Raw genomic sequence first — 26,677 nt, 5'->3', positions numbered from 1 at the left:
ACCGCGGCGAGCTCGCCTGAGCCCGCGTCGGACCGCGGCGACCCCGGCTGAGCCCCCGGCACCCGACGGCCCGCGCACGGGCCGCCGGGCGTCCCCTCCCTCAGCGCGCGAGCGCCGACGCCTCCTTCGCGAGGGCCGGGCCGTGCGCCGCGAGCACCAGGTCGCGCATCGCGGTGGCCGGGAGCGACGCGGCTCCGGCCGGCAGCAGGTCCGCGTCCGAGGCCAGCACGAGCGGAGTGTCCGCCGACGAGGACGGCAGCCTCCCGTGCGTGCCGCGCACGAGCGACGCGTCCAGGGGAACCAGGTTCATCGCGTAGCGCAGCCCCAGCGCCTTCTTGGCGAGGTTGCCCGCCGCCTTCGCCTTCACCAGCGGGTCGGCCGGGTCGAAGAAGAGCTCGGCCGGGTCGTAGCCGGGCTTGCGGTGGATGTCGACGCCGCGGGCGAAGTCGGGTGCGCGGTCGTCGTCGAGCCAGTAGTAGTAGGTGAACCACGCCCCCGGCCGGGCGACCACGACGAACTCGCCCGAGCGCTCGTGGTCGAGGCCGTAGCGGGCCTGCGCCTCCCGGTCGAGCACCTCGTCGACGCCGTCGAGCCCCTCGAGGATCGAGCGCACCCGCGGCAGGTCCGCCGCGTCCTGCACGTAGACGTGGGCGACCTGGTGGTCGGCGACGGCGAACGCGCGCGACGTCCACGGGTCCAGCTGCTCGCGGCCGTCCTGCACGTAGACCTCGAGCAGGCCCTCGCGGCGGAGCGCCCGGTTCACGTCGACCGGGGTGTCGGCGTCGGCGATCCCGTACTCGGCGACCACGATCACCGACGCGCCCAGCGCCTCCGCGTCGTCGAGCAGCGGAGCGAGCACCACGTCGAGCTCCGACGCGGCCCGGCGCGCCTCGGGCGAGTCCGGTCCGAAGCGCTGGAGGTCGTAGTCGAGGTGCGGCAGGTACGCCGTGGTCAGCTCGGGCGGGCCGGAGCCGTCGCCCGCCAGCACGTGCCGGGTCGCGTCGACCATCCACTGGGTCGAGCGGAGCGACGCGGTCGGCCCCCAGTACTGGAACAGCGGGAAGGCGCCGAAGCGCGAGACCAGCTCGTCGTGCAGCGCCGGCGGGCGCACGTACGCGTCCGGCGACTTGCGGCCGTCGGCGTGGTAGATCGGGCGCGGAGTGACGGTGACGTCGGTCGTCGCCCCCATCGCGTACCACCAGCCGATGTTGGCCGCGCGGTACGGCTCCCCGCTCAGCCGGCGCGCGGTCTCCCAGACCTTCTCCCCCGTGACCAGGCGGTTGTGCTGGCGCCACAGGTGCACCTCGCCGAGGTCGCGGAAGTACCAGCCGTTGCCGACGATCCCGTGCTGCGCGGGCATCGAGCCGGTGAGCATGGTCGACTGCACGCTGCAGGTGACCGCGGGCAGGACCGTGTCCAGCGGCAGGCGCCCGCCCCCGCGGGCCAGCCGCGAGAGGCGGGGCATGTCGGCGAGCGCCGTCGAGGTCAGCCCGACCACGTCGAGCAGCAGCACGGGCCTCACAGCGCCGCCGCCTGCGGGAGGAGGGGCGCCAGCAGCGCCTCTCGGGAGGCGGGCGTGAGCAGGTGCGCGGCCGCCCAGGCGAGCTCGGCGCCGATGCCCGTCGAGAGGTCGCTCGGGGCGTCGGCGAGCACCGACCAGGTGTAGGTCTCGACGTCGAGGTGGATCTCGTCGTACGGCCAGGCGGCGTCGACCGCCGAGACCGCCTCCGCCAGGACGGCCGTGGTCGCCGAGAGCGGCGCCTCCGGCCGGTGGTGCAGCGGCACGTGGAAGTGCACGCGCCACGGGCCGGTGCCGGGGAGCGTGTCCAGCGCCTCGGGCAGGTCGTCGACGCGGAGCACTCCGTCGATCCCGTTCTCGCGGGTCTGGTGCAGGTAGCGCTTCTCGACGAACGGGGTGAGCGCGGCGCGGCCCGAGGGGTCCTCCAGGTGGAGCGCGGCGGAGGCCTGCACCTTGACCACGCGCAGGCCCGCGTCGCGGATGCGGCGGACGGCCGAGGCCGGGTCGGCGAAGGAGACGGCGAGGTGGCAGGTGTCGAGGCACACGCCCACGTACGCCGGGTCGACCACTCCGATCCGCGGGTGCAGCCAGTCGACGACGTCGTCCACGGTGTCGAGGATGCAGCCGGGCTCGGGCTCGATCGCCAGGCGGATCGCGTGGCCGGTGGAGCGGCGCAGGTCGCGCAGCTCCTCGACGAGCCGGGCGAGGTTGCGGCAGGCGGCCTCGTCCTGCTCCCGTCCCCAGCCCTCGCGCCAGCCCAGCGGCAGCGTCGAGATGCTGCCGTCGGCGCCGGCGGGCAGCAGGTCGGCCAGGATCCGCGCGCAGTCGATCGTGTACTGCAGGCGCTCCGGCGTGGTCCAGTCGGGGCGGTAGACGTCGAGCTTCACGACCTCGGCGTGGAACGCGGCGTACGGGAAGGCGTTGAGCGTGCGCACCTCCAGGCCGTTGCGCTGCAGGGCCGCGCGGAGGACGGCGCGGTCCTCGGCGCTGGCGACCAGGCGGGCCGCGAGGTCGCGCGGGATCCACAGGCCGACTCCGACCAGGGCGAGCCCGGCGGCCACGCGCGCGGGTCCGGCGTAGACGTCGAGCTGGCGGACGACTCCGGCCAGGTCCTCGGCGGGATGGACGTTGGTGCAGTAGGAGAGGTGCATCACACGACCTCCGCCACGCGCGGCGCGCCCCGGAGCACGGAGTTGCCCTCGAAGGTGCGGCCGGCCGACTCCTGCACGTCGAAGCCCGCGACGGGCGAGAGGTCCAGGCGTCCGCTCTGCCCGTAGAACTCGACCGGGTTCTGCCAGAGCAGCCGGTCCACGTCGCCCGCGCTGAAGCCGGCGACGAGGAGGAGGCGGCCGGTCTTCGCGGTCGTGAGCGGGTCGGAGCGGCCCCAGTCGGCGGCGGAGTTGACCAGGACGCGGTCCAGCCCGATCCGCTCGACCAGCGTCACCAGGCGCGTCTCGTCCATCTTCGTGTCGGGGTAGATGGAGAAGCCCATCCAGCAGCCGGAGTCGCGGACCGCGTCGACGGTGACCTCGTTGAGGTGGTCGACGAGGACCCGCCCGGGCTCGAGCCCCGAGTCGGCGACGACCTCGAGGGTCCGGCGGGTGCCCGACTCCTTGTCGCGGTGCGGGGTGTGCACCATCGCGGGGAGGCCGTGCTCGCCGGCGAGCTCGAGCTGCTGGCGGAAGACCTGGTCCTCCTCGGGGGTGAGCGAGTCGTAGCCGGTCTCGCCGACCGCGACGACGCCGTCCTTGGCGAGGTAGCGGTCGAGCTCGGGCAGGACGGCCCGGCAGCGCGGGTCGTTCGCCTCCTTCGGGTTGAGCCCGATGGTGCAGTGGTGGCGGATGCCGAACTGCGCGGCGCGGAAGCGCTCCCAGCCGATCAGGGCGTCGAAGTAGTCCGTGAACGAGCCGACGTTCGTGCGCGGCTGTCCGAGCCAGAAGGAGGGTTCGACGACCGCGCGGACGCCGGCGTCGAACATCGCCTGGTAGTCGTCGGTGGTGCGGGAGGTCATGTGGATGTGCGGGTCGAAGATGCGCATCGTCGCGCCTTTCTCATCGGTGGTGGTGCCCCGCGGTCGGGGCGGCGTTCGGGGGCGGTCAGCTCGGCAGGAGCACCGCCAGATCGTCCGGGAGCGGGCGCCCGGCCGCGCGGCGCTCGTCGGCGAAGCGGCCGGCCATCGCGCGCAGCTCGGCGTCGCTGCGCTCCTCCAGCCCGGCGACCGCCGCGAGCGGGACGCCGAGGAAGACGAGCTTGAGCACCCCGTGCCGCCAGGCGTGCGCGTCGAGGTGGCGGCGGGCGAAGGAGCCCATCGCCGCGGCGACGAGCCGGGTGTCGTTGGCGCGCAGGGCGTCGGCGGTCAGCTCGAGGCCGGCGAGGGTCGTCGCCGGTCCCGGGTCGCCGAGGGCGTTCAGCCCGGCCAGCACTCCGCGGCGCTCGGCGCCGTCCCCGCCCCGGTAGAGGCGGAGGAGGAGAGCGGCCAGGTCATCGTCGCCGAGCGCCTGCGCGGCGGCCTGCACCAGGGCGGCGCGGGCCGCGTCGTCGTGCGTGCCGTGGACGAGGCCGTGCGGGTCCTCGGCGGGCCGGAGCGGCTCGCGTCCGGCCTCGCGGCCCGCGGCGGGGAAGAAGCGCTCGATCCGCGACGGGCGCTCGACGACGGCGGAACGGGCGGCCGCGGTCCACGGGTGCTCGGCGTGCGAGGAGGCGCCGCCGAGCGCCTCCTCCATCGCCGCGAGGCTCGCCACGGCCAGGCGGGGCGCGTCGTGCGAGTGCCGGGGCAGCTCGACGGCGGCGATCCCGCGGTAGCCGATCTCGGCGAGGGTCGCGAAGGCGGCCGCGAGGTCGAGCGATCCGGTGCCGAGCTCGAGGTGCTCGTGCCGCTCCGGGAGCATGTCGTCGACCTGCACGTTCAGGAGCAGGTCCCCAGCGCTGCGGAGGGCTCCGACCACGCCGTCCGGCTCCACCACGACGCAGTGGCCGAGGTCGACCGTCAGCCCGACCGACTCCGGGTCGCCGAGCTCGCGGCGCAGCAGCAGCGCGTCGGCCACCGTCTCCACCAGCATCCCCGGCTCGGGCTCGACGGCCAGCCGCACGCCGTGGCGCTCGGCCGTCGCGACGACGCCGCGCATCCGCTCGACGAGCAGCCGCCAGGCCGCGGCCGCATCCGCGCCCGCCGGCACGACCCCCGACCAGAGGGAGACGGCGTCGGCGTCCAGCAGCGCGGCGATCTCGATCGCGCGCTCGAGGAAGCGGACGCGGGGGCCGGCCTCTTCGCCGACCAGCGTGGGGCGGTGCTTCGCGAACGGGTCGAGCAGGTACCGCGCGCCCGTCTCGACGACCACGCGCAGGCCCAGCTCGTCGAGCCGCGTCCGGAGCGCCAGCGTCCGCTCGCGCCAGTCGGCCGCGAAGGGATCGAGGTGCGGGTGCCCGAGGGTGAGCGCGACGGCGCGGTACCCCGCGGCGTGGATCACCGTGAGCGCGTCGTCGAGGGTGTGGTCGGCGAAGCCGTTGGTGCCGTAGCCGAGGACGGGTCCGGTGGCGCTCATGTGATGTCCGCCGTCCGCGGGCGGCGGAGCAGGAGGGAGCCGAGCGCGTCGAGCGCGAGCAGCGCCGCCCCCAGCTCGGGACGCTTCAGACCGGCGAGCGCGGCCTGCAGCGGGATCATCCCGGTGATGCCCGCGCGGGTGGCCGTCCGCGCGGCCGCGGCCGTCGGCGTTTGCACGGCCTGCAGCTGCGCGGTGAGCACGAGCAGGAGCCAGCGCCCGAGGCCCGCGGCGACGACCGCGGCGGGGGCGGCCCGGCGCTCGGCCAGAGCGCCGGCCGCGGTGGACAGCGCGATCGCCGCGGTGCCGGCCGAGACCGCTCCCGCCGCGACCGGGGTGGTGCCGTGCACCTCGCCGCGCGAGAGCACGGTGACGCCGAGCGTGTGCGCGGCCACAGCGGCGGAGGCGGGGGCCGCCGCGCGCACGCCGTCGACGCCCGCGCCGAGCAGCACGTCGAGACCGCGGCAGGCCGCCATCACGACCGGGCCCAGCGGAGTCGGCTTCGCGAGCAGGTCGTACGACCAGATCCCGGCCGCGAGCGGCAGCGAGAGCGCGAGCGAGCGCCGCCCGTCCACGACGGCCGCCACGGCGATCCCCGCCGCGGTCAGCGCGGCCGCCGTGCCCAGCGCCGCCGAGCGCCGGATGCGCCCCGAGGGGATCGGCCGCTCGGGCCGCTCCCGGGCGTCGAGCTCGGCGTCCGCGTAGTCGTTGAGCGCCATGCCCGCCGAGTAGAGCAGCGCCGAGGACAGCGGGAGCGCGACCGTGCGCGCTCCCACGCCGCGGCCCGCCCACGCTCCGCCGGCGACGGTGTCGCCGATCACGGTCAGCGCGGCCTTCGCGCGGACGAGCTCGAGGTAGTCGCGCAGCTCAGCCATCGCTCCGCGTCCCGCTCGTCACCGGGGTGCGGCGCTCGGCGACGAGCGCGCCGGTGCGGGCGGACCAGGCCACCAGCTCCGCGGTCTGCTCGGCGAAGCCGTGCACGTCGCTGCCCCACGGGTCCTTGAAGAAGAAGCCGAGCTCGCCGACCGGGCCCGAGACGCCGGCCTCGTCCGCGAGCGCCAGCAGGCGGGCGAGGTCGAGGATCAGCGGCGCCGCGAGGGCCGAGTCGTACGCCGACCAGATCGTCTGCACCGTGATCCGCGAGCCGAGGAAGCCCTCGGCGTGCACGTGGTCCCAGGCGGTCTTGACGTCGCCGAGGTCCGGGACGTTGTCGATGTGGAGCGGTGTGACGACGTCGTCGCCGAGGAGGCTGCGCAGTCCGCGGTTCTTCGAGACGAGCTTCGAGCGCACCGCCTCCGGGTCGGCGAGGGTCTGCCCGTCGCCGCCGCCGAGGAGGTTCGCGCCCGCCCACGAGAGCACGCGCATCCCACGTGCCGTGAACATCGGCGCGAGCACGCTGCGGAGCAGGGTCTCCCCCGTCTTGCCGTCCTGGCCGGCGATCGGGATCCCGGCCTCGGCGGCCCACTCCTCCAGGGCCGGCAGAGCCAGCGCGGTCGAGGGAGTGAAGCAGGCGTAGGCCGCGCCCGCGACGACGGCCGAGAGGGCGGCGATCGAGCTCGGCGGCAGGAGGCGCTCGCCCGGACGCGCCAGGGCGGCGCGCAGAGCGGCGAGGTCGTGGAACTCGGGACGGTCGGCCGGCAGCACCTCGGTCGAGGCGACGTCGATCACGACGACCCGGGCGAGGCCGTGGCGCTCGCGGAAGGCGACGATGTCGGCGGCCCGGCGGTCGATCTCCTCCTGCTGCGACGCGGCGTCGGCGGGGGCGAGGCGGATCTCGGCGTCGGTCGCGTCGATCCGGTCGGCCACCTCGGCGACGACCGAGGTCGGGAACATGCCACCGGCCGCGAGGCCCGTGGCCTTCTCGAGCAGCGGGGTCGGCGAGACGTCGTGGCCGCCGATGACGATGTCGGCGAACCCGGCGAGCGGGACGTCCTCGAAGGCGGGGGTCGCGGTGGCGCAGCCCGAGCTGGGCGCGGCTCCGGCGGCGATGGCGTGCAGGCCCACGGCGGCCGTGGTGGCGACGCTGCCCCGGGCCCCGATCAGCCAGAGGCCGATGCGCCCACTCGATCGGGGGGCGCCTGTGGTGGTGGTGTCGGACGAGGTCATCGTTCTCTCCTGTCTGGAAGGGCTGGCTGAGCGGCGATCGTCGGGGCGCACCCGGGCGATCGGAGTGGGGAGGGGCCTCGGCCGGGCGCGCGTCGCGCCTCCGGCCGGCCGTGTTGCGCAGGAACCGCACGCAGGGCCCGCCGAGATTGCGCGACCGTGCGTCGACTGGTTTCCTCAGGTGTGCTGTCCCCCGAACCCGTCCTCCGGGCCGAGAGAAGGAGCTGAGCGTGGCCGAGCGCGCCGGTACCGCGACCGGCGACATGCTGAGGCTGTTCGCCGACGGTCGACCGCGCACCCGCGCCGAGCTGGTCGAGGAGACGGGCCTCGCGCGGACCGCGGTGATGACGCGCCTGGAGCAGTTCTTCGACCTCGGACTGATCGCGCACCTCGACCGCGCTCCGTCGACCGGCGGCCGCCCGTCCGCGCGCCTCGTCTTCGACCCGGCCGTCCGCTCGCTCCTGGCCATCGACCTGGGCGCGGCGCACTCGACCATCGCGCTGACCGACTTCGACGGCCGCATCATCGCCGAGCGCCGCGAGGAGCTCGACATCGCGCAGGGCCCCGTGGCGGTGCTCGGGCACGCGCTCGACGTCTGCGACGGGATCCTCGCCGCGGCCGGCGTCGACCGCTCCGCCCTCGCGGGAATCGGGGTCGGCGTGCCCGGCCCGGTGGAGCACGCGAGCGGCCGCCCGGTGCGCCCGCCGATCATGCCCGGCTGGGACGGCTTCGACATCCCCGCCTTCGTGCGCCGGCGCTACGACACCACGGTGCTCGTCGACAACGACGTGAACCTGCTGGCGCTCGGCGAGCGGGCTTCGCGGTTCCCGCACGCCCTCGATCTGATGTTCGTGAAGGTCGGCACCGGCATCGGCGCGGGCATCGTCTCGTCCGGGCTGCTCCAGCGCGGAGCCCTCGGCTCCGCCGGTGATCTCGGCCACGTCCAGGTGCCGCGCACGGCCCCGGCCGCGGCGGGCGGTCAGGAGGGGGACCTCGAGGCGGTCGCGGGCGGCTCCGCTCTGGCCGCCGGGCTCGCCCGGGCGGGCCGCGACGTGCAGTCGGTGCGCGAGCTTATCGACCTGCTGAAGGCGCGCGATCCCGAGGCCGTGGAGGCGGCGCGGATCGCGGGACTCCAGCTCGGCGAGGTGCTGGCCACCTGCGTGAGCCTGCTGAACCCCTCCGTCATCGTGCTGGGCGGCGCGGTCGCCCTCGCCAGCCCGGAGATCCTGACGGCCGTGCGCTCGGTGATCGACGAGCGCTCCCTCCCCCTCGCGACGCAGCGGCTCGACGTGGTGACCGCCGAGCTGGGCGGCAGCGGGGGCGTGCGCGGTGCCGCGCTGATGCTGCGCGGGCACCTGCTCAGCCCCGCCGTGGTGGACGGCTTCCTCGAGCAGCTGCGCGCCGAGGGGCGGGCGGTCCGCTAGAGCGGCGGCCGCGCGCCCGGAGACGGCGGGCCGCGCCGGCGCGATCCCCCGCGGACCGCGTCGGCCGCACCCGGTCAGGAGCGGACCTCCGCGCGGTCGGCGTCCTCCGGCTGGGCGCCGAGAGCGGCGGCGACGGCGGCGTCGATGCGCGCCTGCTCCCCCGCGGCCCGGCGGCGGCGGCGGACGACGGTCAGCACGATGAGCCCGATGAGCAGGGCGAGGAGGAGCACGGCGCTCCACGGCACGGCCGCGGCCGAGGTCTCGGCGGTGGCGACCGGCACGTCGGGGACGACGACGGCGGAGTCGGCCTGGGAGGCCTGGTCGGCGGTGACGACGGTGCCCGAGAGCGCGGCGCGGGCGGTCGCGACGAAGAGCGGCCAGACTCCGGCGACGGTCACGGTGCGCGAGACGGAGGTTCCGGGGAGGAGCTCGGGCAGCGGCTCCGGGTCGGTCGCGGACACCGGCGCGAGGCCGAAGAGGCCGGCGACGCTGATCTCGGCGCCCGGCGCGATGCGGGTGTTGCCCGCGTTGGTCACGGTGTAGTCGACGGTCGCGGAGCCGGGGGCGAAGGGGTTCCAGCCGCCCTGGTACGAGACGGCGAGGCCGTCGATCGACAGGCGCGGGGCGAGCTCGCCGCCGACGCGGAGGTACATGCGCGAGCCCAGGCGCCGGTCGACCGAGACTCCGGTCTCGCCCTGCACCAGGATCGAGGAGACGACGCCCGCGGCGTAGTCGCCCGGGGTCACGTCGTCGGGGACGACGACCTCGAACGGGACCTGCACGCTCTCGCCGGCGGGCACGGTGACCTCGGGCTCGGGGAACGCGATCCAGCTGCCGAGCTGCGTCGAGGGCTCCGCGGCGGGGAGCAGGTCGAGCTGGCCGGCCTCGGTGATGAAGCCGTCGGAGCCGTAGACGCGGAACGTCTGCTCCTCGTCGTCGTAGTTGGAGACGATCAGGGCGTCGCTGAGGCGTCCGCCGGGATCGAGGGCGTACGCGTAGTTCGGCCGCTCGCTGCCCTGCTCGGTGTCGGCGGGGCGCACCCCCCAGGTGACCGGCGTGGAGGCGGGGTCCGCCTCCTGGGCACCCGCCTGAGCCGAGAGGCCGCCGGCTGCGAGGAGCGTCATCAGCAGCAGGGCGGCGGTGGTGCGGGAGGTGCGTGGCATGAGCGACATCGATCAGGCTTCCGTTGCAAGGGGGGATGCCTCCCCGCGGGACGCCGCTCCGGTACGCGGCACGCCGAGCGGGGCGTACCGGAGTGGCGTCTCGCGGGGAGACGGGGGGAGGGTGGGGCGGCCCGGAGGCCGCCCCACCGGTGCTAGCCGAGCGCGGTGAGCGTCAGCGTCGCGGTGTAGGTGCCGGTTCCGACCGAGAGCGGGAGCTTCAGGTCGAGGTCGGCGCCCAGGACCGAGGATCCGGTCGGGTGCTGCGCCGCGGCGGAGCCGAGGACGCGGGGCGTGGCGAGGCCGTTGCCCGAGTCGAACCCGGAGGGGACGGCTGCGCCGGCGACGGCACCGCCCGTGTTCTCCAGGACCTCGGGGGTCCAGCCGAGGTGCTTGCCCGAGAACGTCTTCTCGCCGGAGCGGAAGTCGCTCAGCTGGCCGGTGACCGACCAGGCCGGGCCGTTGAGGCGGGTGTCGGTCACGCGGACCGGCACGAGCTCACCGGAGGCGGCGAAGTGGTCGCCCTGCTCCTCGGCGACGCCGAGGTTCACCAGGTTGCTGGTGCCCTCGAGCGTCCAGGTCAGCTCGCCCTTGTTGGCCTCGGGGACGATGACGGCCACGGCCTGGTCGCCGGCCGCCGCAGCGCCCGCCGCCGTTCCCGTGAAGGTGCCGTCGACTCCGGCGGCGGTGTTGCCCGCACCGAAGTTGACCGCCGGCGCGTTGTCGGCGAGCGCGATGCGCCCGCCGACCGTCGAGCCCGCGAGCTGGACGTTGCCGGAGTTGCCCGAGAGCGTGAGGTTCCCGCCCACCGTGTTGCCGAGGGCCGAGGCCGAGCCGTCCTCGTTCGCGCCCAGGAGGACGCCGCGCGAGGAGCCGGTGACGGCGAGCGAGCCGCCGACGATGGCGCCCTGCACGTTCACGCCGAAGTCGCTTCCGGCGAAGGTGGCGTCGCCGCCGACGCTGGTGCGGTCGACGTCGACGTAGTTCGCCGCGTCGGTGCTGACCGAGCCGTCGACCGAGAGGTCGCTGAACTCGACGTCGATCCCGCCGGCCTCGACCATGCCGCCGACCGTGAGGTCGCGCAGGTAGAGGAAGCCGTTGCGGCTGCCGTCCGAGAACGAGACGACGTCTCCGCCGACGCTGGTGCCGTCGATCGAGATGCCGTACGCGTCGGTGCCGATGACGTCGCCGCCGATGGTCGCCGAGGTGGCGTCCAGCCAGGCGTCGTCGCCGACGATGACGTTGCCGGTGACGGTCACGTTGCCGAGCACGCAGGTCTGGCCCGCGCCGACGTTGAGGTCTCCGGTGATCGTCTGGTTCCCGAGCTCGGTGGTGCAGTCCGTCGTCGCCGCGAAGGCGGACGGTGCGGCGACCATCGCGAGGGAGGCGGCCGCGAGGACCGCCGTGGGCGTCTTCCACTTCATGGGGGTTCTCCTCGGTGCGCTCGTGCGCGTCGTGCTGGTGGTGGTGCTGTCGGTGCGGCGCGCGCGGCGCGGGGTGCGCTCAGCCACGGAGCGCAGCGATCGCGGAGTAGCTGCGGGAAGCGGCCTCGAGGGAGTTCCCCGTGCTCGGCGGCGTCGCCAGCGTGGGAGCGGTGTCCTGCTCCCAGACGCCGAAGCGCTGGCCGCGGTCGCGCAGCTCCGAGAGGAACGCCTGGTAGGGCAGGTTGCCCGCGCCGAACTCGACGATGTCGTAGCCGTTGGTGTTGGCGTTGTTCGTCTTGCCGTCCTTGAGGTGCAGGATCGGGTAGCGGCGCGGGTTGCGCTTGATGTAGTCGAGCGGCTCGAAGCCCGGGTAGAGCTTCTTGCCGACGTACGCCCAGTAGACGTCCATCTCGAGGTACACGTGACGCGGGTCGGTGTTGTCGTAGAAGAGGTCGTACAGGCGGGTCTTGGGGTCGTCCGTGGCGAACCCGAACTCACCGGCGTGGTTGTGCTGATAGAGCTTCATGCCCGCGGCCGAGACCTGCTGGCCCCACTTGTTCCACTCCTCCGCCGCGGCGAGGTAGCCCGCCTTGGTGTTGACGTTGGTGGGCGCGTTGCCGGTGCCGAGGTGCGGCGTGCCGAGGATCTGCGCGATCTCGATCTGCTTGCCCAGCTCCGAGCGGAGGAGGTTGGTGCCGACGTGCGAGCCGACGGCGCGGAGGCCGTTGTCGTCGAGCAGCTGGCGGATCTGCTGCGGCGTGATCGCTCCGACGTTGCCCTGGGTGTACCCGGCGAACTCGATCTCGCTGTAGCCGATGCGGCCGAGCTCCTCGAAGACGGCCCGGAAGCCGAGCGACGAGACCTTGTCGCGGACGCTGAAGAGCTGGATGCCGATGCGGTTGATCGGGACCAGGCGCGTGGATCCGGACGAGGGCGCGGGGGCGGCCGTGGCGGGTGCCGCGAGCGCTCCCGCTCCGACGCCGACCGCGACGGTCGATGCGGCCAGGGCCGTCATCAGCGAGCGCCGGCTCATCGGCTTGGCCGTGATGGATGCGTGGTGGTGGTGCATCATTTCTCCTTCGAAATGGCAGATGGTGCAGGGGGTGGGGGGCCGGCCGGCCCGGTCGAGCCGGCCGGCCCCTGCGCGGTGGCTACTGCTGGACGGTGAGGTTCAGCAGCGCCGACGCGGCGTTGGTGTCCGCCGTGGCGGTGTGGGTGACGGTCAGCTTGTAGCTGCCCGCCGCGAGCTTCGGGAGCGTCACCACGACGTGCCCGTTCTCGTCGAGGGTCCCGGTGAGCATCGCGACGGTGGAGAGGTTCCTCTTCACCATCACGCTCACCTGACCGGTGCCGGCGACACCCGTCGAGGACTTCGCGTCGACCGTGACCTGCGCGCTGGCGCCCGGCTTGACCGGGTTGGGCGAGACGGTCGCGGTGAGCTCCGAGGCGGCCTTCGAGACGATCAGGCGGGCGGTGCCCTCCGAGGCCTTGAAGGTGGCGTCCGAGCCGTACGCCGCACGGAGGGTGTGGGTGCCGGCGCCGAGGGTCTTCGGCAGGGCGAAGGTCGCCTTGCCGTCCTTCAGCGTCGCGCGGCCCAGCTCGGTGGCGCCCTCGTAGAGGACGACCTCTCCGCCGGGGTTCCCACCCTGACCGGTGACCGTGACGGTCGCCTCGCCCGGTGCCCCGAAGGTCACGCGGGGAGCCGAGAGCGCCACGGTGGTGGTCGACGCGGCGGTCGGGGCGTTCGCCGCGGCCAGGTCGATCGTGAACTTCACCGTGCCGACCGCCGAGACGTTGCCGCCGGTGTCGGTGGCGCGGTACTGGATCGTCCGGGCGCCGTTCGTGGTGAACGGGACCGTGTACGCGCCGTTGACGGCGCGGACCGTGGTCCATGTCGTGCCGTTGTCGGCGGAGTACTGGACGGTGGAGAGCGCTCCGTTGTCCGTGGCGGTGAGGCCGAGGGTCACGGGCTTGTTGTAGACGCCGCCGACGCCCGCGGGCACTGCCGGGTCGAGGGTCGCCGCGACGGTCGGAGCCGTCTTGTCACCGGCGCCGGCACCCTGGAAGGTGAGGGAGTCGAGCGACAGGCCGCTGGGCGAGGTCACGTAGAGCGAGCCGGTGCCGCGGGGGACGTTGGTGCCGAAGGGGACGAGGACGTCCTTCCAGCCGGCTCCCGCGGGGATGGTCGCCGTTCCGAAGGGCGCTGCGTCGGCAGCGTTCCAGCGGAGGTCGACGGTGCCCTCACCGGTGGCGCGGACCACGACGCCGGTCAGGTTGGCGAAGTTCACCGGGTCCCAGCGCAGGAAGGATCCCGCACCGAGTCCGCTGACGGCGTTGCCGCCGCTGGCGGTGGTGTCCGCGTAGGGCAGGACGCCCTCACGGGCGGCGTGCTCCGCCTCCTGCGTCTTCGGGTTCAGCCGCAGCGTCGCCTCGGCCGCAGCCGGGGGCAGGCCGTTGAAGCCGCCGTCCGTGTAGGTCACGACGACGGTGCCGTACAGCAGCGCGCCGGGGCCGTGCTCGGGCGAGTCCTTGGACGTCGGGAACGCTCCCTTGGCACCGGTGCCGGTGACCTCGGGGTGGGCGTGCTCGTCGTGGCCGAGGCCGTAGGTCCAGCCCACGCGGCTGCTGACGATCTGGTCGCCGTCCTCAGCGTCCTTGCCGGTCACCTGGTAGGGGATCGCGTCGCCCCAGCTGAAGAACGAGCCGTTGCCGGGCGTCTGGATCTGGATCTGCGGCGCCTGGTTGCCGACCGAGATGACCCGCGAGGTCAGGCTGAACTTGCCCTTGGCGTCGGTGACGCGCAGACGGGCCGTGAACTGTCCGAGCTCGGTGTAGGTCTTCTTGACGGTCACTCCGGTGGCGTCGAAGGTGCCGTCGCCGTCGAAGTCCCAGTCGTAGGTGAGCGCGTCGCCCTCGGGGTCGGTCGATCCCTTGGCGTCGAACGTGACCTCGAGCGGGGTCTGCGAGGCGGACAGGGGGGTCGCGGTGAAGCGGGCCTGCGGCGCCTTGTTGCCCTCGGCGTAGTCGATCCGGTACAGGCCCGCGTCGGGGTTGGCGCGGAAGAATCCGTCGCCGTACTCGATCACGTACATCGACCCGTCGGGGCCGAACTCCATGTCCATCGGGTTGTCGTGGATCGGCTGCGCGGCCTGGCTGAGCGCCGCGTTGGGGAGGAAGTCCTCGATGTGCGTGACCGCGCGGTCCTCATCGAGCGTGAACGCCGCGATGTAGTCCTGCGAGAACTCGCCGAAGAAGGTCTTCTTGTCCCAGTACTCCGGGAACTTCGACGTCGAGGTGTTCTCCGCGTCGAAGTGGTACACCGGTCCGCCCATGGGGCCCTGGCCGGTGCTGGTCCCGAAGTTGACGAGCTCGTCGAACGGCTGGTCGCCGGGGTTGTCGCCGTAGTAGACGGTCGCCGCCTTGGCGTCCGGGATGTCGACGAGGCCGGTGTTCCAGCGCGAGTTGTTCTTCAGGTTCTCCGGGTCGAAGAAGCCGCGGGGCGTCGACGTCTCGAAGTTCCACTCGTTGTACGGCGCGTTCGGTCCGTGGACGTAGGGCCAGCCGGAGTTGTGCGGCTCGTCCAGTCCGGTCGCGTTCCACTCGACGAGGCCCATCGGGCCGCGGACGCCGTCGGCCGCAGCGGCCTTCGTGGCGTCGGGGCCGTAGTCGCCCCAGGAGAGGGTGTTCGTCTCGGCGTCGACGTCGATCTTGAACGGGTTGCGGACGCCCATCACGAAGATCTCGGGGCGGGTCTTCTCGGTTCCCACCGGGAAGAGGTTGCCGTCGGGGATCGTGTACGAGCCGTCCTCCTGCACGGTGATCCGGAGGATCTTGCCGCGGAGGTCGTTCGTGTTGCCGGCGCCGCGACGCGAGTCGAAGCCCGGGTTCATGCGGGGCGCGTCGTTGTTCGGCGCGAAGCCCGCGGCACCCGGAGCGCTCGCCGGCGTGTTGTCGCCGGTGGAGAGGTACAGGTTGCCGTCGGCGTCCCAGTCGAAGTCGGCACCCACGTGGCAGCACTGCCCGCGCTGGGTCTCGATGTCGATGATCTTCTGCTCGCTCGCGAGGTCGAGGCCCGAGCCGGTCCACTTGAACCGGGAGAGGCGGTTGATGCCCTTCCACTGGTCCCAGTAGCTGTCGGTCGCGCCCTCGGGCAGCATGTTCGGGGCCGCGCCGGTCGGGGTGTTCCCGGGGGGCGCGTAGACGAGGTAGACCCACTTGTTCTCGGCGAAGTCGGGGTCGATGCCGACGGACTGCAGTCCGTCCTCCGAGTTCTGGTACACGGGGATCGTGTTGACGACACGGGTGGTGCCGGTCTTGGGGTCGGTGTGGCGGATCTCGCCGTTCCGAGCGGTGTGGAGGACCGACTTGTCCGGGAGGACGGCCAGGTCGAGGGGCTCGCCGACGTTCTTCGTCAGCAGGACCTTCTCGTAGTTGCTCCAGTCGAGAGCGGATGCTCCGCCCTCGGAACCGTGGTCCACTCCGTCGTGGGCCGAGGCGGGCAGGCCGAGGGCGGTGAGTCCGGAGACCGTCACCATCCCGGCGATGCCGAGTGCGAGAAGACGCCTGATGCTTCTTCTCGAGGATCGCTTACCATTCATGCGTGATGTGATTCCTTCAATGAGGTGTTCATCGCAGAGGCCGGGTCCGTCGCTGTCCGCACGACTGAGCGGATCCGGTCTCCTCCTGTCCGGCCCTGGGGCCGGTGTCTTGCACTCCTCCTCCTCTCGCGGATGCCGGTGGCGCTGCGCTGCGGGTCGTCAGTGATCCCGGGGCGGCGCCGAGGTGGGGGCCGGCGCGGGATGGTTCCCGCGCCGACCCGGGCTGGTGGGGCCGATCAGGACTCGAAGGCCGAGGGCAGGTACTCGGAGACGTTGTCCTTGGTGACGACCGGCGCGAAGAGCTGGATCTGGCGCGGGACGCCGAGCGAGCTGGTGTCGGCCATCGACTTGTTCTGCTCGACGAGGCGGGCGAGCTTGATGCCGTCCGCGGCCTGGGTCGAGGGGTAGACGACCGTGGCCTTGACGACGGAGTCGTCGGCCTCGATCGCGCGCATCACGTTGGCCGAGCCGGCGCCGCCGACGAAGAGGAACTCGTCGCGTCCGGCGGTGTCGATCGCCGCGAGGACGCCGACGCCCTGGTCGTCGTCGTGGTTCCAGATGGCGTCGATCTTCGGCGCGGCCTGGAGGAGGTTGGCCGCGGCCTGCTCTCCGCCCTGGACGGTGAAGTCGGCGGCGACGCGGTTGTCCACGTCGAGTCCGCAGCCCTCGAGCGCGTCCGAGAAGCCCTGGCTGCGCTCCTGGGTCAGCGGGAGGGAGTCGATGCCGGCGATCTCGGCGACGACGGCGTCGGGGTTGTCGCCGAGCTCCTCGCAGATGTAGGTGCCGGCGCTGACGCCCATGCCGTAGTTGTCGCCGAGGATGGTCGACCGGGCGGCGAAGGGGCTGGAGAACTCGCGGTCCACGTTGATGACGGTGATGCCCGCCTCCATCGCCTGTGTGGCGACCTGCGTGAGCGCCGCTCCGTCGATCGGCAGGAGCACGATCGCGTCGACGCCGTCGTTGATGAAGGTCTCGACCTGGCTGATCTGGAGGTTGACGTCGTTGGTGCCCTCCGCGGTGCGGAGCTCCACGTCGTCGTACTTCTCGGCCTCGGCGATGGCGGCGCGGCTGACCGCGCCCATCCAGCCGTGGTCGGCGGCGGGAGCGGTGAAGCCGATGACGACGTTGTCGCCGGAGGCGTCGTTGTCCGAGGCGGCCACGGCGGCGGCGGTCCCGCCGGAGGCGGCGTTGCCGGTCTCGACCGGGGCGTTCGAGATGCAGCCGGTGAGCATCAGCGCGACGGCGCCGAAGGCGACGCCGGCCGAGCCGAGTCGGGCGGTGCGGGAGAGGCGGCTGCGGGTGAAGGGGCGTGCGGGCATGGAAGTGATCTCCTTCGATCGATCCGAGGGGTCCGAGGGCACACGTGTCCTGCGGAGAGGTGACCTGAGTGGTCGGGTGGGTTGCTGTGTGTGGAGGAGCGGGGCCGGAGCCCCGGGGTCAGGACTTCCTGCCGCGGGCGGCGAACCGCTGCTGCAGCAGGACGGCGGCGACGATGATCGCGCCCTTCGCGACGGCCTGAGTCGAGGTCGACATGTTGTTCTGCGTGAACACGTTGGTCAGGGTCGTGAAGATGAGGACGCCGAACACGGTGCCGACGATGGTGCCGCGGCCGCCGGCCAGCAGCGTGCCTCCGACGACGACCGCCGCGATGGCGTCGAGCTCGTAGAGGAGGCCGTTGGTCGAGCTGCCGGCGGTGGTGCGGGCGAGCATCATGACGGCGGCGATGCCGGCGGTGAGCCCGGCGAGGCCGTAGACGTACATGGTGTGGCGGCGGACCTTGATGCCGGCGAGGCGGGCCGCCTCCGGGTTGCCGCCGACCGCGATGGTGCGGCGGCCGAAGGTGGTGCGGTTGAGCAGGATCCAGCCGGCGACGGCGACGACCACGAAGATCAGCACGAGCACCGGGATGCCGAGCACGTCGGCGCGGAAGAAGTCGAGGAACGGCGTGACCGTGACGACCTGCGTCTGGCGGTTCGAGATCAGCTCGGCGAAGCCGCGGGCGGCGACGAGCATCGCCAGGGTCGCCATGAAGGCGACGACCCGGCCGTAGGCGATTAGCGCGCCGTTGATCAGGCCGCAGACGAGGCCGACGACGACCGCGGTGAGCACGATCACCAGCCAGGAGGTGTTGGCCGCGTAGTACTGGGTCGAGACCGTGCTCGCCCAGACCGTCGCGAGCCCCATCACGGAGCCGACCGAGAGGTCGATGCCGCCGGAGGTGATGACGAAGGTCATGCCGATGCTCAGCACGCCGATGACGGCGGCGAGGCGGAGGATCGTGAGCACGTTGTCGACGCTGGCGAATCGCTCCCCCGCGGTGGCGAATCCGACGATGCAGAGGATCACCAGCGCGAGCAGCAGCCCGACGTTGCGGCCGAGGGAGCCCTGCATGAGGCGGGCGATCCCGGAGCGGGAGTCCTTCGAGGGCACGCCCCCGGAGGAGCCTCCCGTCGCGGCCGACGCGTGACGGGCGGCGTCCTCCTGCGGACCGCCGATCGACGGCGACGCGGTGTCGAGCTGTCCGCTCACGCTGCACTTCCTTCCATGACGAGATCGAGCACGCGGTGCTCGTCGATCGAATCGGCCGGGCCCTCGTGGACCACGGCGCCGTCGGAGATCACGAGCACTCGGTCGGAGAGTCCGAGGACCTCGCCGATCTCGCTGGAGACCACGAGCACGGCGGCGCCGTTGGTCGCGAGGTCCCTGATCAGGGTGTAGATCTCGGCCCGTGCGCCGACGTCGACCCCGCGGGTCGGCTCGTCGAGCAGCAGGACGCGGCAGCCGCGCACGAGCCAGCGGGCGAGGAGCGCCTTCTGCTGGTTGCCTCCGGAGAGGGTGCGGGCGTCGCGGTCGACCCCGGAGGGCCGCAGGTCGAGGGAGACCGCCTGCTCGGCCGCCGCCGCGCGCTCGGAGCGCTCGTCGAGGAAGCCGCGCTTGGCGAAGCGGTCGAAGGTCGAGAGGGTGATGTTGCGGTAGACCGGCTCGTCCAGGAGCAGGCCCTGGCTCTTGCGCTCCTCCGGGCAGAGGCCGATGCCGGCGTCGACCGCCGAGGTGACGGATCCGGCGCGCAGGCGCTTGCCCGCCACGCTGACCGTCCCGGTGCTGGCGCGGCGCGCCCCGTAGATGGTCTCGAGGATCTCGGAGCGGCCGGAGCCGACCAGCCCCGCGAGGCCGACGACCTCGCCGGCGCGGATCTCGAGGGAGACGTCCGAGAAGGAGCCCTGCAGGCCCAGCTTCTCGACCTTCAGCAGCGTCTCGGCCTCGACGTCGAGCTCCTGGCGGTCCGGGAAGACGTACTCGACGGCGCGGCCGGTCATCAGGGTGATGAGCTTCGAGGTGGGGGTGTCGGCGACCGCGAGGTTCTGCGCGACGGTCGCGCCGTCCTTGATCACGGTGATCCGGTCGCCGATGGCGCGGATCTCGTCGAGGCGGTGCGAGATGTAGACGATGGCGACGCCGGAGGCGGTGAGCTGGCGCACCACGTGGAAGAGGTTCTCCACCTCCTCGGAGTCGAGCACCGCGGAGGGCTCGTCCATGATGATGACCCGCGCGTCGTGCGAGAGGGCACGGGCCATCTGCACGATCTGCTTGCCGGCGGCGGAGAGCGTGCCGACCTCGCGGTTCGGCGAGATCTCGGAGTGGCCGAGGCGCTCCATCAGCTCGCGGGTGATCCTCGTGGCCTTCGCCCGGGCGGTGAAGCCGCCGCGGGAGAGCTCGTGGCCGAGGAAGATGTTCTCGGCGACGGAGAGGCCGTCGACGACGTCGAGCTCCTGGTACATCGTCGCGATGCCCAGGGCGAGGGCCGCCGTCGGGGACGGGATCGTGACGACGTTCCCGTCGACGAGGATCTCGCCCTCGGTGGGCTGGTGGGCCCCGGCGAGGGTCTTGATGAGGGTGGACTTGCCGGCGCCGTTCTGGCCGAGGAGGCAGTGCACCTCACCGGGTCGGACATCGAGGTCGACGCCGTCGAGAGCACGGGCGCCGGGGAAGACCTTCACGATGCCGCGCATCTGCAGAAGCAGCTGCTGAGACTCGTCGGAGGTGCGGGGAAGAGGCTGTGCAGCAGTGCTGCGGGGGTCTGCGGTGACCATGCGGATGAAGCTACTTCCACTTACGTCGCGGGTCAAGCAAAAGTTCTGAACCGATTCGAAGGCGGTTCGAGTGATCGCCCAGTCGCCCCAAGGGCTTCCTGCTACCGCGTCAGGGCTGGGATCCGCGGGATTACGCGACATCTGACGGCGGCGGTTGAGACATTCCGTCCGTGATAGAGCGCTCTCCGAACCCTATGAACGCGCTCATGTCCGTGCAGCCCGGGCGCGTCGCCCCGGAGGCGGCCTCGCCGAGCGCGGTAGCGCCCGCGCCCCGACCCGTGGCAGGGTCGTACGGCCGACGAAAGGACGACGATGTCGAACGACCGAGCCCTGCGCGTCGCGATGGTGGGGACCGCCTTCATGGGCCGCACCCACTCGCACGCCTGGCGCACCGCCTCCCGCTTCTTCCCCCTCCCCCTCCGCCCCGAGCTCGCCGTGCTCGTGGGGAGCAACCCCGACTCGACCGCCGAGCGCGCCGAGCGGCTGGGCTGGAGCGAGGCCTCCACCGACTGGCGGGCCGTCATCGCCCGCGACGACATCGACCTCGTCGACATCTGCACGCCGGGCGACACCCACGCCGAGATCGCCATCGCGGCCCTCGAGGCCGGCAAGCACGTGCTGTGCGAGAAGCCCCTCGCCAACTCCGTCGAGGAGGCGGAGCGGATGGTCGCCGCGGCCGCCGCCTCCGGCAAGGTGGCGATGTGCGGCTTCAGCTACCGCCGCACCCCGGCCCTCGCCCTCGCGAAGCGCTTCATCGAGGAGGGCCGCCTCGGCGACATCCGCCATGTGCGCGCCCAGTACCTGCAGGACTGGCTGTCCGACTCCGAGGCGCCGCTGACCTGGCGCCTGCAGAAGGAGCGCGCCGGCTCGGGCGCCCTCGGCGACATCGGCGCGCACAGCATCGACACCGCCCAGTGGCTGACCGGCCGCGGCATCACCTCGGTCTCGGCGACGCTGCGCACCTTCACCACCGAGCGCCCCGTGCTCAGCGAGCAGGTCGGCCTCGGCGGCCGCGCCGGTGCCGACGCCCCGCGCGGCGCCGTGACCGTCGACGACGCCGCGGCCTTCACCGCCTCCTTCGAGGGCGGCGCCCTGGGCGTCTTCGAGGCGACCCGCGTCGCGACCGGCCGCCGCAACGCCAACCGGATCGAGGTGAACGGCGAGCTCGGCTCGATCGCGTTCGACTTCGAGCGGATGAACGAGCTCGAGTACTACGACGCCCGCGACCCCGAGGAGGCGCAGGGCTTCCGGCGCATCCAGGTCACCGAGCCGGCGCACCCGTACATGGCGGCCTGGTGGCCGACCGGGCACGGCATCGGCTACGAGCACCTCTTCACGCACCAGGTCGTCGACCTCGTCGAGGCGATCGCCGGAGGCACGGCGGTCACGCCCACATTCGCCGACGCCCTCGACGTGCAGCGCGTCCTCGAGGCGGTCGCCACCAGCGCCGGCGCGTCGTCCGTCTCCACGCCGGTCGCCCGCTGACCCGCCCGTCCCCTCCCCGCGAGGTGCCGCTCCGGTACGCCTCCCCCGGCGTGTCGCGTGCCGAAGCGGCGTCTCACGGAAGGTGGCGACGGGCGCGGGGAGTCACAGTCGGCGCCGTGCGCCGATCCTGCGCCATAATGCGCCTATGAGCAAGAAGATTGACGCTGCGCATCGCGCACTGGTAGAGGCCCTCGACAAGCACGCCCGACTCGTCTCGGACAAGGAGTCGAAGCCGCGGAAGGTCGAACGGGCCGGAGCCGAGCTCCGCGCCGCGACGAAGGCGTACGCCGCGCTCGTGTCCGCGCGCACCGGCGCCGCGAGCCCCTTCGCCGATCTGGCCGACCCCCGCCTGGACAAGCCGACCATCGCGTCGCTCCGGGCCGAGCGCGACGCGATCGCGAAGCGGATCGCCAAGCACGAGGCGTCGGCGGGCGAGGACGGCGCGCTCGCGAGCTGAGCGTCCGGCGCGGCGCGGTCAGGCGCTGAGCAGCCGTCACAGCGCGATCCCGCGGTGAGCGCGCGCTTCCTCTGCCTCCGAGTCGCCGTGTTACGCGCGGGTTCCGCGCGGGTCCGACCGCCTTCGTAAGGTGATCCCCGGGATCCGCGCAGTCGCGGCGCCGAGCGACCGGAGGCCGGTCGCAGCGCCGGCGGTGACCAGCACCGCCCGGTCGGCACCGCGTGCCCGGATCCTCTCCACGGAAGGATCCCCACAGCCATGACCCTGCGCACCCGACTCCTCGCGACCTCCGCGATCGCCGCCTCCGCCGCCCTGCTCCTCGCCGGCTGCTCCGGCGCGGGCGGCGGCGACGACACCGTCCGCATCGGCGTGGTCGGCGCGAGCGACCCCTACTGGGCCACCTACGAGAAGGCCGCCGCCGACGCCGGGATCGACGTCGAGATCGTCGACTTCAGCGACTACAACCAGCCCAACCCCGCCCTCACCGAGGGCGAGATCGACCTCAACCAGTTCCAGCACATCGCCTACCTGGCGCAGTACAACACCTCGGCCGACGCGGATCTCGTGCCGATCGGCGCGACCGCGATCTACCCGCTCGGCCTCTACTCCTCGCAGTACGACGATGTCGCGGACATCCCCGCCGGTTCCACCGTCGCGATCCCCAACGACGAGACCAATCAGGCGCGCGCGCTGCTGGTGCTGCAGTCGGCCGGGCTCGTCGAGCTGAAGGACGGCGGCGGAGTGCTCTCGAACGTCGACGACGTCGAGTCCTCCTCGAAGGTGGAGGTCACCGCGCTCGAGGCCTCCCTCACCCCGACGTCGCTCCCGGACGTGGCCGCCGCGATCATCAACAACGACTTCATCGAGAACGCGGGCCTCAAGGCCTCGGACACGATCGCCCAGGACGACCCGAGCGACCCCGCCTCCCTGCTCTACACGAACATCTTCGCCGCCCGGGCCGACGACGCCGAGAACGAGACCTACACGAAGCTCGTCTCGATCTACCAGGACAGCCAGGACGTGCTCGACGGCGTCTCGGAGCAGTCCGGCGGCACCGCGGTCTTCCTGAAGACCCCCGCCTCCGAGCTGGAGACCTCGCTCGAGTCCGCCGAGACCGACATCTCCGCCGCCTCCTGACTCCGGCACCCGCGGCACCGCGCCGGTCGGGTCCTCCGCTCGCGGAGCTCCCCACCGGCGCGGTCCCGCGCCTCCCCCGCAACAGAAAGGGCGCCCCGTGCCGCTCATCCGCATGACCGACGTGCGCAAGGTGTACCCCGGCGCAGGGCGCGGCGCCGCCCCGACCGCGGCCGTCGACGGCGTGAGCCTCGAGATCGACGCGGGCGACGTCTACGGAGTGATCGGCTACTCCGGCGCCGGCAAGAGCACGCTCGCGCGCCTCGTCAACGCCCTCGAGCCCGCGACCAGCGGCAGCATCGAGATCGACGGCCGCGAGACCGTGGGCCTGCCCGAGCGCGAGCTGCGCCGGCTGCGCCTGGGGATCGGGATGATCTTCCAGCAGTTCAACCTGTTCGGCTCGAAGACCGTGGGGCAGAACGTCGCCTACCCGCTTCAGGTCGCGGGCGTCCCGCGGGCGGAGCAGCGCGCCCGCGTCGACGAGATGCTCCGCTTCGTCGGCCTGAGCGACAAGGCGCGCAGCCACCCGGAGCAGCTCTCGGGCGGGCAGAAGCAGCGCGTCGGCATCGCCCGCGCCCTCGCCGCCTCCCCGCGCATCCTGCTGGCCGACGAGGCCACCAGCGCGCTCGACCCGGACACCACCGGCGAGGTGCTCGCCCTCCTCCGCCGCATCAATGAGGAGCTGGGCGTCACCATCGTCGTGATCACCCACGAGATGGACGTGGTCCAGCAGCTCGCGACGAAGGTCGCGGTGATGGAGTCGGGCCGCATCGTGGAGCGCGGGCCCGTCTTCGACGTGTTCTCGGCCCCGCGCGAGCCGGTCACCCGCCGCTTCGTCTCCACGGTCGTCCGCTCGGTGCCCTCGCCCGCGGAGGCGGCCGTGCTGCGTACGCGCCACCGCGGCCGGCTGGTCACGCTCTCGTTCTCGGACGACTCCGCCTCCCAGGGCGACGTCTTCGCCGAGGTCGCGGCGGCCGGCGTGCCGCTCGAGCTCGTCTACGGCGGCATCACCGACGTCCGCGGACGGGCCTTCGGCCACCTCACGGTCGCCCTCGACGCGCCGGACGGCGTCGTCGACCCCCTCCTCGCCCGCCTCGGCGGACGCGTCGCCGTCACGGAGGTGCCCCGATGAACGAGCTGATCCCGCTCCTGCCCAAGCTCGTCCAGGCGACCGGCGAGACGCTCTACATCGTCGCGCTGAGCCTCCTCTTCGGCGGGCTCGGCGGACTTCTGATCGGACTGGGCCTCGCGCTCACCCGCGGCGGCGCCCTCTACGCGAACCGGGTGGTCCACGGACTGCTCAACGTGATCGTGAACGTGTTCCGGCCGATCCCGTTCATCATCTTCATCGCCGCGGCCCAGCCGCTGGCCCGGCTGGTGGTCGGCTCCGGCATCGGCACGGACGCCATCGTCTTCACCCTCTCGCTCGGCGCCGCCTTCGGCATCGGGCGGATCGTGGAGCAGAACCTGCTGACCGTGCAGCCCGGCGTGATCGAGGCGGCGCGGTCGGTCGGAGCGAGCCGGTTCCGGATCGTCCGCACGGTGCTGCTGCCGGAGGCGCTCGGTCCGCTGATCCTCGGCTACACGTTCGTGTTCGTCGCCGTGATCGACATGTCGGCGGTCGCCGGCTACATCGGCGCCGGCGGGCTCGGCAACTTCGCGATCCAGTACGGCTACCGGCAGTTCGAGCCGGTCGTCACCTGGGCCGCGGTGCTCGTGATCATCGTGATCGTGCAGCTGGTGCAGCTGCTCGGCAACGTGCTGGCCCGGCGCGTCCTGCGCCGCTGAGGCCGCCCCCCGCACGAACGCGAGACGCCACTCCGGGACGCGACACGCGAGGGTCGCTGTACCGGAGTGGCGTCTCGTGGAGGCCCGTCCGCCGGGGCGGGAGGCGTCAGTAGCGCGGCTTGCGCTCCGGGCGCTCGCTCGAGCGGCTCGGGCCGCTGGGGCGTGCGCCGCGGTCGGCGCCGGCGCGGCTCGGACGGCGGTCCGGCTTCAGCTCGATCAGCTGGCCGCTGATGCGGGTGTCGGCGAGGCGGTCGAGCACGTCCTGGGGCAGGTCGGCCGGCAGCTCCACGATCGAGAAGTCCGGGCGGATGTCGATGTGCCCGAAGTCGCCGCGGTTGAGGCCGCCCTCGTTCGCGAGCGCGCCCACGATCTGGCGGGGCTCGACGCGCTGGCGGCGGCCGACCTCGATCCGGTACGAGGCGAGGTTGCTGTTCGCCGGGCGCTGACGGCGCTCGGGACGCTCGCCCCGGTCGCCGCCGCGGTCGAAGCGGTCGCCGCGCTCGGGGCGGTCGCCGCGGTCGGGCCGGGAGTCGCGGTCCTCGCGCTCGCGACGGGCGAAGCGGGGGTCGTCGGGCGAGAGCAGCAGCGGCTCCTCGCCCTGCGCGACGATGGCCAGTGCGGCGGCGACGTCCGACTCGACCACGTCGTGGTGCTCGACGTAGTGGCCGATGATGTCGCGGAAGCGCTGCAGGCGCTCGGTGTCGGCGAGCGCCGCGGTGATCGCGTCGTCGAAGCGCGAGAGGCGGGTGACGTTGACGTCCTCGACGCTCGGCATCCGCATCTCGGTCAGCGGCTGGCGGGTGGCCTTCTCGATGGCGGCGAGGAGGCGGCGCTCGCGCGGCGTGACGAAGCTGATCGCCGCTCCGCTGCGCCCCGCGCGACCGGTGCGGCCGATGCGGTGGACGTACGACTCGGTGTCGATCGGGATGTCGTAGTTGACGACGTGGCTGATGCGCTCGACGTCGAGACCGCGGGCGGCGACATCGGTCGCGACGAGGATGTCGAGCTTGCCCGACTTCAGCTGCTCGACCGTGCGCTCGCGCTGGGCCTGGGCCACGTCTCCGCTGATCGCCGCCGCGGTGTAGCCGCGGGCGCGCAGCTTCTCGGCCAGCGTCTCCGTCTCGCTCTTCGTACGGACGAACACGATCATGCCCTCGAAGTTCTCGACCTCGAGGATGCGGGTGAGGGCGTCGACCTTCTGCGGGTACGACACCATCAGGTAGCGCTGCGTGGTGTTGACGGAGGTCGTGGTCTTGTTCTTGACCGTGATCTCCTCCGGCTCCTTCAGGTACTTGCCGGAGATGCGGCGGATCTGCGCGGGCATCGTCGCCGAGAACAGCGCGATCTGCTTCTCGACGGGGGTGTCGGCGAGGATCGTCTCGACGTCCTCCGCGAAGCCCATCTTGAGCATCTCGTCGGCCTCGTCGAGAACCAGGAACTTCAGCTGCGAGAGGTCGAGGGTGCCCTTCTCGAGGTGGTCCATGATGCGGCCGGGCGTGCCGACGACGACGTGGACGCCGCGGCGGAGCGCGGAGAGCTGGGTGCCGTAGCCCTGGCCGCCGTAGACGGGGAGGACGTGGACGCCGCGGAGGCCGGACGCGTAGCGCTCGAACGCCTCGCACACCTGCAGCGCGAGCTCGCGGGTCGGGGCCAGCACGAGGGCCTGCGGCGTCTTCTGCGAGACGTCGAGGCGCGAGAGGATCGGCAGCGCGAACGCCGCGGTCTTGCCGGTGCCGGTCTGGGCGACGCCGAGGACGTCGCGGCCGGAGAGGAGGGACGGGATCGTCGCGGCCTGGATGGCCGAGGGCGTCTCGTAGCCGACCTCCTTGAGGGCCTTGAGGACCGGGTCGGAGAGACCGAGGTCGGAGAAGGTGAGCGTGGGGGCGCTCTCGGAAGCGGTGTCGGCTTCGGGGGCGGAATCGGGGGTATCGGTGGACGCCATGGTGCAACGGTAG

The 26,677-nt window shown here is 72.9% G+C and carries 20 protein-coding genes; 6 read left to right on the top strand and 14 right to left on the bottom strand.

Translation table 11 applies throughout. From position 1 onward, the window contains the following. Positions 1-100: 100 nt before the first annotated feature. From C5C99_RS08610 to C5C99_RS08585, 6 genes are read right to left on the bottom strand one after another with little or no spacing between them, the layout of a single operon-like run. Positions 101-1,522 (bottom strand): alkaline phosphatase family protein, encoded by a 1,422-nt coding sequence (locus C5C99_RS08610; RefSeq protein ID WP_104339931.1) that lies wholly within the window; start codon positions 1,520-1,522, stop codon positions 101-103. Further along, positions 1,519-2,670: a metabolite traffic protein EboE gene (gene eboE / locus C5C99_RS08605; RefSeq protein WP_104226604.1), complete on the bottom strand. Its 1,152-nt coding sequence runs from the start codon at positions 2,668-2,670 to the stop codon at positions 1,519-1,521. Before eboE ends, C5C99_RS08610 begins: the two co-directional genes overlap by 4 nt. Continuing rightward, on the bottom strand, positions 2,670-3,557 hold the full coding sequence (locus tag C5C99_RS08600) for a TatD family hydrolase (protein ID WP_104222466.1): 888 nt from the start codon (positions 3,555-3,557) through the stop codon (positions 2,670-2,672). The genes eboE and C5C99_RS08600 overlap by 1 nt, the downstream gene beginning before the upstream one ends. Before the next feature lie 58 nt (positions 3,558-3,615). Continuing rightward, positions 3,616-5,061, bottom strand: a complete 1,446-nt coding sequence (locus C5C99_RS17495; protein ID WP_104339930.1) for an EboA domain-containing protein — start codon at positions 5,059-5,061, stop codon at positions 3,616-3,618. Then, positions 5,058-5,933, bottom strand: coding sequence for an SCO3242 family prenyltransferase (locus C5C99_RS08590; protein ID WP_219813336.1), 876 nt, complete (start codon positions 5,931-5,933; stop codon positions 5,058-5,060). The genes C5C99_RS17495 and C5C99_RS08590 overlap by 4 nt, the downstream gene beginning before the upstream one ends. Further along, entirely contained in the window at positions 5,926-7,164 is a 1,239-nt protein-coding gene (locus C5C99_RS08585) for an inositol-3-phosphate synthase (RefSeq protein WP_104222464.1), read from the bottom strand. The genes C5C99_RS08590 and C5C99_RS08585 overlap by 8 nt, the downstream gene beginning before the upstream one ends. Positions 7,165-7,391: 227 nt before the next feature. Here C5C99_RS08585 and C5C99_RS08580 point away from each other — a divergent pair, with 227 nt between their 5' ends. After that, positions 7,392-8,585 carry an ROK family protein gene (locus C5C99_RS08580; protein WP_258059432.1) on the top strand — a complete coding sequence of 398 codons (1,194 nt, stop codon included), beginning with the start codon at positions 7,392-7,394 and terminating at the stop codon, positions 8,583-8,585. 74 nt (positions 8,586-8,659) lie between these two features. Here C5C99_RS08580 and C5C99_RS08575 read toward each other — a convergent pair whose 3' ends face one another. The 7 genes from C5C99_RS08575 to C5C99_RS08545 all read right to left on the bottom strand — a co-directional run bounded on the left by C5C99_RS08575 (position 8,660) and on the right by C5C99_RS08545 (position 19,777). Continuing rightward, the gene (locus tag C5C99_RS08575) at positions 8,660-9,748 is read right to left on the bottom strand and encodes a hypothetical protein (protein WP_146085484.1); all 1,089 of its coding nucleotides are present in this window, start codon (positions 9,746-9,748) and stop codon (positions 8,660-8,662) included. 152 nt (positions 9,749-9,900) lie between these two features. Continuing rightward, the gene (locus C5C99_RS08570) at positions 9,901-11,169 is read right to left on the bottom strand and encodes a hypothetical protein (protein ID WP_104226600.1); all 1,269 of its coding nucleotides are present in this window, start codon (positions 11,167-11,169) and stop codon (positions 9,901-9,903) included. 79 nt (positions 11,170-11,248) lie between these two features. Next, positions 11,249-12,238, bottom strand: a complete 990-nt coding sequence (locus C5C99_RS08565; RefSeq protein WP_219813837.1) for a sugar phosphate isomerase/epimerase — start codon at positions 12,236-12,238, stop codon at positions 11,249-11,251. Positions 12,239-12,320: 82 nt separating this feature from the next. Then, positions 12,321-15,767, bottom strand: a complete 3,447-nt coding sequence (locus C5C99_RS08560) for a PQQ-dependent sugar dehydrogenase (protein WP_181074567.1) — start codon at positions 15,765-15,767, stop codon at positions 12,321-12,323. A 236-nt stretch (positions 15,768-16,003) separates the two neighbouring features. Beyond that, a complete protein-coding gene (locus C5C99_RS08555; RefSeq protein WP_104222461.1) occupies positions 16,004-17,086 on the bottom strand; it encodes a substrate-binding domain-containing protein in 1,083 nt (360 codons plus the stop codon). Positions 17,087-17,204: 118 nt separating this feature from the next. Continuing rightward, positions 17,205-18,158 carry an ABC transporter permease gene (locus C5C99_RS08550; RefSeq protein ID WP_068256795.1) on the bottom strand — a complete coding sequence of 318 codons (954 nt, stop codon included), beginning with the start codon at positions 18,156-18,158 and terminating at the stop codon, positions 17,205-17,207. A gap of 134 nt (positions 18,159-18,292) precedes the next feature. Beyond that, entirely contained in the window at positions 18,293-19,777 is a 1,485-nt protein-coding gene (locus tag C5C99_RS08545; RefSeq protein WP_208543410.1) for a sugar ABC transporter ATP-binding protein, read from the bottom strand. A 393-nt stretch (positions 19,778-20,170) separates the two neighbouring features. Here C5C99_RS08545 and C5C99_RS08540 point away from each other — a divergent pair, with 393 nt between their 5' ends. The 5 genes from C5C99_RS08540 to C5C99_RS08520 all read left to right on the top strand — a co-directional run bounded on the left by C5C99_RS08540 (position 20,171) and on the right by C5C99_RS08520 (position 24,722). Further along, positions 20,171-21,343 carry a Gfo/Idh/MocA family protein gene (locus tag C5C99_RS08540; protein WP_104273275.1) on the top strand — a complete coding sequence of 391 codons (1,173 nt, stop codon included), beginning with the start codon at positions 20,171-20,173 and terminating at the stop codon, positions 21,341-21,343. 145 nt (positions 21,344-21,488) lie between these two features. Then, complete coding sequence (locus tag C5C99_RS08535; protein ID WP_104222458.1) at positions 21,489-21,800, top strand: hypothetical protein; 312 nt, start codon at positions 21,489-21,491, stop codon at positions 21,798-21,800. A gap of 258 nt (positions 21,801-22,058) precedes the next feature. Continuing rightward, on the top strand, positions 22,059-22,937 hold the full coding sequence (locus C5C99_RS08530; RefSeq protein WP_104339928.1) for a MetQ/NlpA family ABC transporter substrate-binding protein: 879 nt from the start codon (positions 22,059-22,061) through the stop codon (positions 22,935-22,937). Between the two features lie 97 nt (positions 22,938-23,034). Next, entirely contained in the window at positions 23,035-24,066 is a 1,032-nt protein-coding gene (locus tag C5C99_RS08525; RefSeq protein ID WP_258063669.1) for a methionine ABC transporter ATP-binding protein, read from the top strand. Beyond that, entirely contained in the window at positions 24,063-24,722 is a 660-nt protein-coding gene (locus C5C99_RS08520) for a methionine ABC transporter permease (RefSeq protein ID WP_104233527.1), read from the top strand. The genes C5C99_RS08525 and C5C99_RS08520 overlap by 4 nt, the downstream gene beginning before the upstream one ends. Positions 24,723-24,828: 106 nt before the next feature. Here the strand turns inward: C5C99_RS08520 and C5C99_RS08515 are convergent, their stop codons facing one another. Further along, the gene (locus tag C5C99_RS08515; protein WP_104237941.1) at positions 24,829-26,664 is read right to left on the bottom strand and encodes a DEAD/DEAH box helicase; all 1,836 of its coding nucleotides are present in this window, start codon (positions 26,662-26,664) and stop codon (positions 24,829-24,831) included. Positions 26,665-26,677 lie beyond the last annotated feature (13 nt).

Origin of the sequence: Rathayibacter sp. AY1C4 (assembly GCF_002932195.1) — a bacterium.
GTDB lineage: Bacteria > Actinomycetota > Actinomycetes > Actinomycetales > Microbacteriaceae > Rathayibacter.
This window is presented reverse-complemented; position numbering and strand designations above follow the sequence as displayed.

What these genes read in the sequence shown, in the direction of transcription:
- C5C99_RS08515 (WP_104237941.1), bottom strand. Translation starts at nt 26,664, where the DNA reads ATGGCGTCCACCGATACCCCCGATTCCGCCCCCGAAGCCGACACCGCT.
- C5C99_RS08530 (WP_104339928.1), top strand. Translation starts at nt 22,059, where the DNA reads ATGACCCTGCGCACCCGACTCCTCGCGACCTCCGCGATCGCCGCCTCC.
- C5C99_RS08550 (WP_068256795.1), bottom strand. Translation starts at nt 18,158, where the DNA reads ATGCAGGGCTCCCTCGGCCGCAACGTCGGGCTGCTGCTCGCGCTGGTG.
- C5C99_RS08535 (WP_104222458.1), top strand. Translation starts at nt 21,489, where the DNA reads ATGAGCAAGAAGATTGACGCTGCGCATCGCGCACTGGTAGAGGCCCTC.
- C5C99_RS08560 (WP_181074567.1), bottom strand. Translation starts at nt 15,767, where the DNA reads ATGAATGGTAAGCGATCCTCGAGAAGAAGCATCAGGCGTCTTCTCGCA.
- C5C99_RS08575 (WP_146085484.1), bottom strand. Translation starts at nt 9,748, where the DNA reads ATGCCACGCACCTCCCGCACCACCGCCGCCCTGCTGCTGATGACGCTC.
- C5C99_RS08590 (WP_219813336.1), bottom strand. Translation starts at nt 5,933, where the DNA reads ATGGCTGAGCTGCGCGACTACCTCGAGCTCGTCCGCGCGAAGGCCGCG.
- C5C99_RS17495 (WP_104339930.1), bottom strand. Translation starts at nt 5,061, where the DNA reads ATGAGCGCCACCGGACCCGTCCTCGGCTACGGCACCAACGGCTTCGCC.
- C5C99_RS08520 (WP_104233527.1), top strand. Translation starts at nt 24,063, where the DNA reads ATGAACGAGCTGATCCCGCTCCTGCCCAAGCTCGTCCAGGCGACCGGC.
- C5C99_RS08545 (WP_208543410.1), bottom strand. Translation starts at nt 19,777, where the DNA reads ATGCGCGGCATCGTGAAGGTCTTCCCCGGCGCCCGTGCTCTCGACGGC.
- C5C99_RS08565 (WP_219813837.1), bottom strand. Translation starts at nt 12,238, where the DNA reads ATGCACCACCACCACGCATCCATCACGGCCAAGCCGATGAGCCGGCGC.
- C5C99_RS08570 (WP_104226600.1), bottom strand. Translation starts at nt 11,169, where the DNA reads ATGAAGTGGAAGACGCCCACGGCGGTCCTCGCGGCCGCCTCCCTCGCG.
- C5C99_RS08540 (WP_104273275.1), top strand. Translation starts at nt 20,171, where the DNA reads ATGTCGAACGACCGAGCCCTGCGCGTCGCGATGGTGGGGACCGCCTTC.
- eboE (WP_104226604.1), bottom strand. Translation starts at nt 2,670, where the DNA reads ATGCACCTCTCCTACTGCACCAACGTCCATCCCGCCGAGGACCTGGCC.
- C5C99_RS08585 (WP_104222464.1), bottom strand. Translation starts at nt 7,164, where the DNA reads ATGACCTCGTCCGACACCACCACCACAGGCGCCCCCCGATCGAGTGGG.
- C5C99_RS08600 (WP_104222466.1), bottom strand. Translation starts at nt 3,557, where the DNA reads ATGCGCATCTTCGACCCGCACATCCACATGACCTCCCGCACCACCGAC.
- C5C99_RS08555 (WP_104222461.1), bottom strand. Translation starts at nt 17,086, where the DNA reads ATGCCCGCACGCCCCTTCACCCGCAGCCGCCTCTCCCGCACCGCCCGA.